This is a genomic window from Mucilaginibacter sp. P2_A5, from assembly GCF_056404995.1.
In genome coordinates this window covers 1-7,223 of sequence record NZ_JBFUCY010000064.1, presented here as the reverse complement: position 1 = coordinate 7,223, position 7,223 = coordinate 1, and the positions used below count along the sequence as shown (strand labels likewise).

Here is a 7,223-nt window from a genome sequence, read left to right as displayed (position 1 = left end):
TTTAACCTCTGTTGGCATCTCATCTTTTCCTTTCGTGGCTTTTGATACTTCTAACATAGCCCGTTTACCCATCTCTTTCCTTTCCGCTATAACCCATCTTGATATTGCCGCACGGCTATATCCACTTTTCCTTGCCAATTTACGCATTGTCGTCCCACCTGCCAAGTATTCTATTACTACTTGCTCTTTCTCCGGTAATTTGTCCATTTTTTTGTCTTGATTGTGTAAACCCAGATCAGGACAAGTCAGCCTTAGTACCCAAAGAGACTGATAGGGTGACTTATGCCGGATAGTGTAAAATCGGAACCTGATAGTGAACGGGAAATGGAATATTATCTGGTCTATTTATTTTTAGCCTGTGGTCGGTGTTATCACCGCACCACTTCCAGTTGGCCTTACGGAAGCCCGGTATGATATAGATTTGCAAATAAAGCATTTGTAAAATACAAGCTTTGGCTGGTGCGGTGATAACACCGACCAGAAGCTGAAAATATAAAATACAAGCTTTGGCTGGTGCGGTGATAACACCGACCAGAGGCTAAACGGCGGAGTGTTCGCAGTAGCGTTGGCTATAAGAACACATTACTTTAAAAGCATTGCCTGAATGACCCGACTTTCTCTATCGAGTTCAAGCTTGGTACGAGAATTTAATGGCATAACATTATGAATATTTGATTGAGCGTCATCCAGTATCCAAACCTCTTTAGGATATTGCACCGGTACGCTACCATCCTGAAAGAAAAGTGGGGGATTATTTTTCTTCGCCATATATTCAGGAATTGCTATGTTGTTAATCCAAGCGAGCTTAAAGGTGCATAAGTGCTTAAATCCAGATAATATTTTGTCTACATCAGGTTGCGCCACCTGGTCGGGATATTGCATTTTCAAATAGGCCATCGATTTTGCAAGAAGATCTTTGTCGGCATGCAAAGTCAGTATGTTATCAAAGACCATTCTTCTTAGCCTTTTAAATGTTAAATCGGCGACCCCACTGTATTCGGACAACCCTGATTTATAATTTGTGGTAAAAAAATCGTCAGAAAGAAATTGCATTAATTTAGCGGTATTTTCTTTAAGTATGTCTTTTTGATATGATACGGTATCAGATAATAGTTCATTCTGTCTTTTTAGAACCGTTCTAATACTGTCGTTATGTATTAACTCTTTTCGTAGTAAATCCAGTTCTGGCGTATTGTTAGTTATTATTGCAAGATCCTTATGTAAACTCGTTATTGTATCTTTAAGATGGTCAACATTTTGGTCATATTGATATTTCAATTTGTTATCGGCATTATTAAGTAGACCACCTATCGATAACAAAGCTATAATTGCACAACAAAATATGGACATAGTTATATAAACTGATTTTCCTTTTGTTGCTGTAATTCTGTCTTTGAAAGTGAAATATAGTATTATAGCTAAAAGTGCGGCTAAACCAGGTATTCCATATTTTAGCCAATCGGGGTTAATTAATTTTTGATCCATTGTGATTGCAATAAGTTTTGGTTTCAAGTGCTAAAGTTATGTGCAAAATCGAAATTAAATAACTTATTTACAAGTTGTTAATTGTTTTTTTTTGCTAAGATATTTATATTATCAAATTTAGTCTTTTTACCAATGTCTTCAATATGGAGCAAAGTTGTGGTGTTCCACGAAACTCTATTTTAATTTTAGGAAAATAACAATTATGCATGTATTCAGCATAAACCTTAATAATATCCCTCATATGATTCTTCTCCGCCTTTGTTGGTATTCCTTGCCCGTACTTTGTTGGAGTTGTCTCCATAGGTGTTCGGAAGAAATAAAAAAAGCTGAGGGGCGTGCGATTCCTTTCCTGGGGAAGGTGGAGGTAGGGGTTAAATCAGGCGTTCAAGCCGCTTGCAACCCGCCGCTCGTATAAACCCCTCCCTGCTTTGCGCTCATTTCCAGCCGCACCCTCCCGTGGGGAGGGAACTAAAAAGTCTTCCGAACACTTATGGAGACAACTCCAACAACGGCGCAGATATACATATTTTTCATTACGTTTGTTAACCTTCATTTTTAAAAATGCTTAAACCATTCCTTATTACGCTATTAATATTTCTCTGCTTTGGGGGTGTCGGCAAGGCACAAAAGCTTTACATCTGGTGCCCTACAGAACAAGAAGTAAAACCACGAACCGGCTTTTTAGAAAACGAGAATATAAGCCTCGTCGTTTTTGATGGCCGAAGTATCCCTAAAAACAGTAGGATTGAATGCGAAAGCTTAAGTGTTGAGCCGGGTTTAATGGAATACATTAAAAAAGCTTATCCCTCTTGTAAAATAACCAGGCTTAGCGAATCCGAATATTACAAAAAATCAGAGCTAGGAAAAATTACCATTAAAATTGGCATTGCGGCTTATCAGGCCGGTTTTGGAACTGACATCAGTATTGGAATTGGCAGTGTAGGTGGAAAATTCTCTTACGGTATTTTCCCAAAAGGAGAATGGAATGCTTTAACAAGTTACTTCGTTCAAATTTTTGATAATCGTAAAACCGATGAAAAAAAATACAGCAGGGAGATTAGTAGTGTAGTATCCAAATCTAACATGTGGGGTTATAAAACTGCCCGAACTTGTTTGTTCTCGAGTTATGATAAATCAAATCAAGACTTACTTTCGTTTGTGGAAAGTTCGTTTATGGAATGATTGTATGATAATAACCAGGTTCTATTCCGGAAGATTTGATGTATATTATCAATGAATACATACGCGAGATTTTGTGTCGCTTTTGAGATTTTAAAAATACTTACCTTAAACAATGGTCAAAATCATAACACAAAGCCTTGAGGTCTCGACGGCAGATCTTGTTGTAATCCCGAAGTCCACAGCAGGAACAATATCGGGGGCATTCCAAGCCATAATAAACCAGTTAGACAACGGGTACGAGATTTTTCAATCAGATCTTGGAGACGTTGCCTTGTTACCTGTAACTGGTAACTCAAAATGGCGTTACGTTGCACTTGCCTGCAGCGTTAACGATTTTAAGAGTTCTTATACTGCTTTATATCAGATAATCCGAAACCTATTTGAAGGTCTTCCAGCCGATGTAAAAACGGTTGCTCTTCCATTACTTGGCACAGGTGCAGGGGGGATGGATCCAATAAAAGCTTTTCAAATCTTAAGTAAATCCATCGATGAATTGGCTCCCGTGGGGATTAATGTCAATATCCACATTTTAGATTTAAATCTTCATAAAACGCTGGATCAAGCAACCGGGTGGAACCTTACAGTTAGTGCGAGACGGTTAGCTTTTGACTTCATTATAGATGATATAATTGATATTACATGGGTCAAGGATCAGATGACAATGGCAGATTTTTATTTTGACTTCGCCAGATCGAAATTTTTGGAATACCAATCGCATAATCTTGAACTGTCTTTTTATCAATTACTTGGCGACTTATTCGGCCAATCTAATAAAGTATTTAGTAAATTTCTTTTTACCATTGCCGAGAATTCAAGAGAGTACGATTTCTTGGTCCTTTGTGGGCAGTTGGTCGCTTATATCGACAAACATGCTTACAATAAGGATTTGTGGAATAGTTATCCAGATAAACGAACCTTGGCTAGATCTTCGGTGAATCAAACAAGATGGATTCAAAATCTCATAAAGTTTAAAGCGGGAAAAAAAAATCATTACAGCGTACTCACACCAAGTATCAGTAACGCGTTTGCATACCTCCAGAATCCTTCTAAAAACCTTACGATGTTATCGGCAAATCACCGCTACCAAGTTGGAAAGGTGTTTTTTGACATTAGTTCAGACGAAGAATTACTTCCTGCCGTAGAAAAATATTTTATTCAAAAAGGCATCAAGTGCACCAATCCTTATAATAATGGATCGCTTTATTCTAGAATCTTATATATGCCAGATGTTAAGTCGTTGTGGATAATCGAACCAATAACAGCAACTGTAAAAGATTGGAAACTACCTAAACAAATAATAGGATCGTCACAAAAGGACATTAACGCTCAATTACCCGAACAAAACATAAAAGTTGCGGAAATTACAGATGCAGAAATGGTACGCCAGCGTAATCTAAAATTACTAATGCATTCTGACTTATATGCGACAGTAGACCTTTTAAATTACGAAACCTACGCAGCTATTATAGCGAGACTAATTACATCTGACTTGAGTAAACCGCCGTTTAATATAAGTATTCTGGCACCTTGGGGTAAAGGAAAAACGACTTTGATGCGCTTTATTCAAAATAAAATAAATCCTAAAATTTCAGATCTGGCGATTAAAGAGAAGCCGGTTAGTTCTATTATGACGTTAATGAGCTGGCTTAAAACCCCAGACAAAATATTGTCTGATTTAAAAAAACTTGATCACCCTGTTATATGGTTTAATGCCTGGAAGTTTCAAAAAAGCGAACAAGTTTGGTCTGGTTTGGCTGATGAAGTTATTCGGCAGCTCTCGACTCAATTAAGCAGCGTAGACCAGGAACGATTTTGGTTCAAATTAAACTTAAAACGAATAGACAGAGACAAGATAAAAAGGGAGCTTCTTTTCAAGTCGATTCAGAAATTGCTTATACCGCTTTTATATGCGTTTTTTGGTTTATTTCTAAGTTGGGTGCTAGATCAGCTTCCATGGAGACCGTATCTGAATAGCTTTTTTAGAACCTACCCCGTACTTATTAGTGGAATCCCTCTATTCGTGGGAATATTCGTTTCCACAAAACAGGTTTTTAGCAAATGGCAAAAACCGCCCGAGATCGATGCCGGAAAATTCGTCTTACAGCCTGAATACAGATCTAAAATGGGCTATTTACAAGCTGTCGAAGACGATCTTCGTCAAGCTATTGAGATCGTGATAAATCCAGAGAAACCAGCCGTTATTTTTATTGATGACCTAGATCGCTGCTCCCCGACGGTCATTGCTGATGTCGTCGAAGCCATTAACGCATTTATGAGCGGAGATCTGTCTAAATGTTATTTCATTATCGGCCAAGACCCGCAAATGGTGACTGCCTCATTAGATGTTACCTACGAAAAAATTGCCGGTAAAATAGGAAGATTTGAAAGTCAACATGCATCTATTGGCAGATCCTTTCTTGAAAAATTTTCACAGCTTACTATCAATATCCCGGTTATGGACGGGGATCAAAAGAAGCAATTCATTGATTCTTTGTTATCTACTATTGATTTGGAATCAATACCAACGGAAGAGGAGCAGAGAGGATTAATCGAAGCGTATCAAAATTTACAAATTGAAGTCGGAACTCTGTCTGATCCAGAGGATATTTTCACAGAGAAAAAAGATAATATTGAAAAGCGGGTAGAATTATTTAACCGACAACTTGTTTTAAGTTTTCAAGATTCTATTTTGGCTACAGCATTCAAAAACTATCGGATTGAAGACAATGAATTAGAAAACATAATTATTTACGTTGCTGAATATCTTGATTCCCCAAGGACTATTAAACGTTTTCTAAATTTATTCTTATTTTATCACTTTTTTAGATTTACAATTCCAGGAAAGAAGCTATTAAAGATTGATGATCAGACTCTGGGGTTATGGATCGTTATAATGGTAAGGTGGCCACTTCTTGTTCAGGCAATTCAGTGGGATACAGAAAAAGGATTTTTCACTGGCTCGGATTGCCTGGAACGTGCCCGGAAATTTGATGAACTAATAGACGGCAACGGTACTTTCGACGATTATATTATTTCTCTAAAAAGGGAATTGGGCGAGGGCCTTACTTGGCAATGTGATCAGGATTTATACGAATTATGTAAAGGGAAAGAAAAATCATCTATAAAGCTTGAACAGATAGTAATTTCAGGAATTTGGTAGCATGGTTTATGAGAATGATAAACATCCAATTTGTGTTGAATATCTGATATGTCACTGCGATAGTTTTCCGCGTAAGGGATAGCAGCGAATACCGGCCCGGGCCTAATGCCTGTGCCGTATAAGCGAATAGCCCGACCCCGCTTCTATCGGCGGGGGTACGCCATAATCATTACTGCCTTTTGATCATGGTAGTATCAATTTCAAACATTTTAGGATCGACAGGTTGTTCTTCTACAGATATGACATCTTTCGTTTTTGCCGATAAAATATTTTTGTGCGTACTATCATAGTGTACCATTTGAAGTTTTAAATAGTATGCCCCGGATTTGGCTATAATTTTATTAAAAAAGCCCAGGTTCCAGTTTTTAAAGTGTTGCTTATCTACCGTTAAATATCCTCTTGAAAATACAAAGTTGAAATCGGAGTAAGTGGTAGAATCCTTTTGGGGGTAACTAAGGTTCACTTCGATATTTTCACAATCCCTGGAAAGTACCTGACCGCTTACTTTTGTTACTTTAAACCCTTCCATTTTTTCACCGGGGGAATTCAAATTCAATTGATGCAAAGTATCCGAAGTATTGTAAAGATACAGGCGTAAAGCTTTATCATGAAAGTAATAATCTTTAACTACGTGGAAGTTTGCTGATTGTTTGGAGTGTATGCCAACGTAATTGCCATGAGAATAAAAAACCTGTACCGTATCGCTTACAAACGACTTGCTATTGGGGTAGTTAATAAACTCTGCTTCGCGGTAAGTGATCACTCCCTCAAACTCTTTTTGAGATGCTTGCTTAGGCTTTGTTGGAGGTTTACACCCCAGTTGGGCGGTAGAGATTATTGCCGAAAAGATGATGATAAGGGCTTTAAGCATAGGTTTATTTGTTGTTTGTGTTATCTGCATAGTTCATTAAACCCCTACCTTCCCTTCCCCGGGGAAGGGAAGGTAGGGGGCTTTGCTTTGGATGGTGGTGAGGGATGATTTTATATTTACGTGTGCAGGCCTGTCACTCTGAGCCTGTCGAAGAGTCGCGCGGAGAGGCCTTTGCCCACAATGCTTCGACGGGGCTCAGCATGACATGTTGAATAAATAGCCTTTTGTCATTCTGAACGGAGTGAAGAATCTGTTAACCGACATGCATAACCGACGGAAAAGTTCGCGAATAGATTGTATGTATGAAATTGGTTGAGTGTAAGTAAAAAGAGTTCTTGAAAAAAAGGTTGTAGATTAATTGTGAAAAACAGTTACAAACACTTTAAAACAAGAACTCATGAAACAAGGTACACAATTAGATTTTAGCGGTCAAAAGATTTTTGTAGGCATAGATGTTCACAAAAAATCGTGGAAGGTTTGTCTTCGGACAACGCAAATGGAACTTAAAACATTTTCGCAAAACCC

At 38.0% G+C, this 7,223-nt stretch carries 5 protein-coding genes; 2 read left to right on the top strand and 3 right to left on the bottom strand.

Annotated elements, in window-relative coordinates; translation table 11 throughout:
* Both AC1DXF_RS29210 and AC1DXF_RS29205 read right to left on the bottom strand, forming a co-directional pair.
* A partial coding sequence (locus AC1DXF_RS29210) for a helix-turn-helix domain-containing protein (RefSeq protein ID WP_477449880.1) occupies positions 1 to 207 on the bottom strand: 207 nt, incomplete at its 3' end.
* A 375-nt stretch (positions 208 to 582) separates the two neighbouring features.
* The gene (locus tag AC1DXF_RS29205; RefSeq protein ID WP_477452215.1) at positions 583 to 1,485 is read right to left on the bottom strand and encodes a hypothetical protein; all 903 of its coding nucleotides are present in this window, start codon (positions 1,483 to 1,485) and stop codon (positions 583 to 585) included.
* Positions 1,486 to 2,046: 561 nt separating this feature from the next.
* Here AC1DXF_RS29205 and AC1DXF_RS29200 point away from each other — a divergent pair.
* Complete coding sequence (locus AC1DXF_RS29200) at positions 2,047 to 2,667, top strand: hypothetical protein (RefSeq protein WP_477452214.1); 621 nt, start codon at positions 2,047 to 2,049, stop codon at positions 2,665 to 2,667.
* A 112-nt stretch (positions 2,668 to 2,779) separates the two neighbouring features.
* Positions 2,780 to 5,827: a P-loop NTPase fold protein gene (locus AC1DXF_RS29195; RefSeq protein WP_477452213.1), complete on the top strand. Its 3,048-nt coding sequence runs from the start codon at positions 2,780 to 2,782 to the stop codon at positions 5,825 to 5,827.
* 169 nt (positions 5,828 to 5,996) lie between these two features.
* On the opposite strand, the gene AC1DXF_RS29190 is transcribed toward AC1DXF_RS29195, so the two are convergent.
* Positions 5,997 to 6,698, bottom strand: a complete 702-nt coding sequence (locus tag AC1DXF_RS29190) for a hypothetical protein (protein WP_477452212.1) — start codon at positions 6,696 to 6,698, stop codon at positions 5,997 to 5,999.
* Between the last annotated feature and the right edge of the window lie 525 nt (positions 6,699 to 7,223).

Coding starts and splice junctions, on each gene's coding strand:
- AC1DXF_RS29195 (WP_477452213.1), top strand. CDS start 2,780: ATGGTCAAAATCATAACACAAAGCCTTGAGGTCTCGACGGCAGATCTT.
- AC1DXF_RS29200 (WP_477452214.1), top strand. CDS start 2,047: ATGCTTAAACCATTCCTTATTACGCTATTAATATTTCTCTGCTTTGGG.
- AC1DXF_RS29205 (WP_477452215.1), bottom strand. CDS start 1,485: ATGGATCAAAAATTAATTAACCCCGATTGGCTAAAATATGGAATACCT.
- AC1DXF_RS29190 (WP_477452212.1), bottom strand. CDS start 6,698: ATGCTTAAAGCCCTTATCATCATCTTTTCGGCAATAATCTCTACCGCC.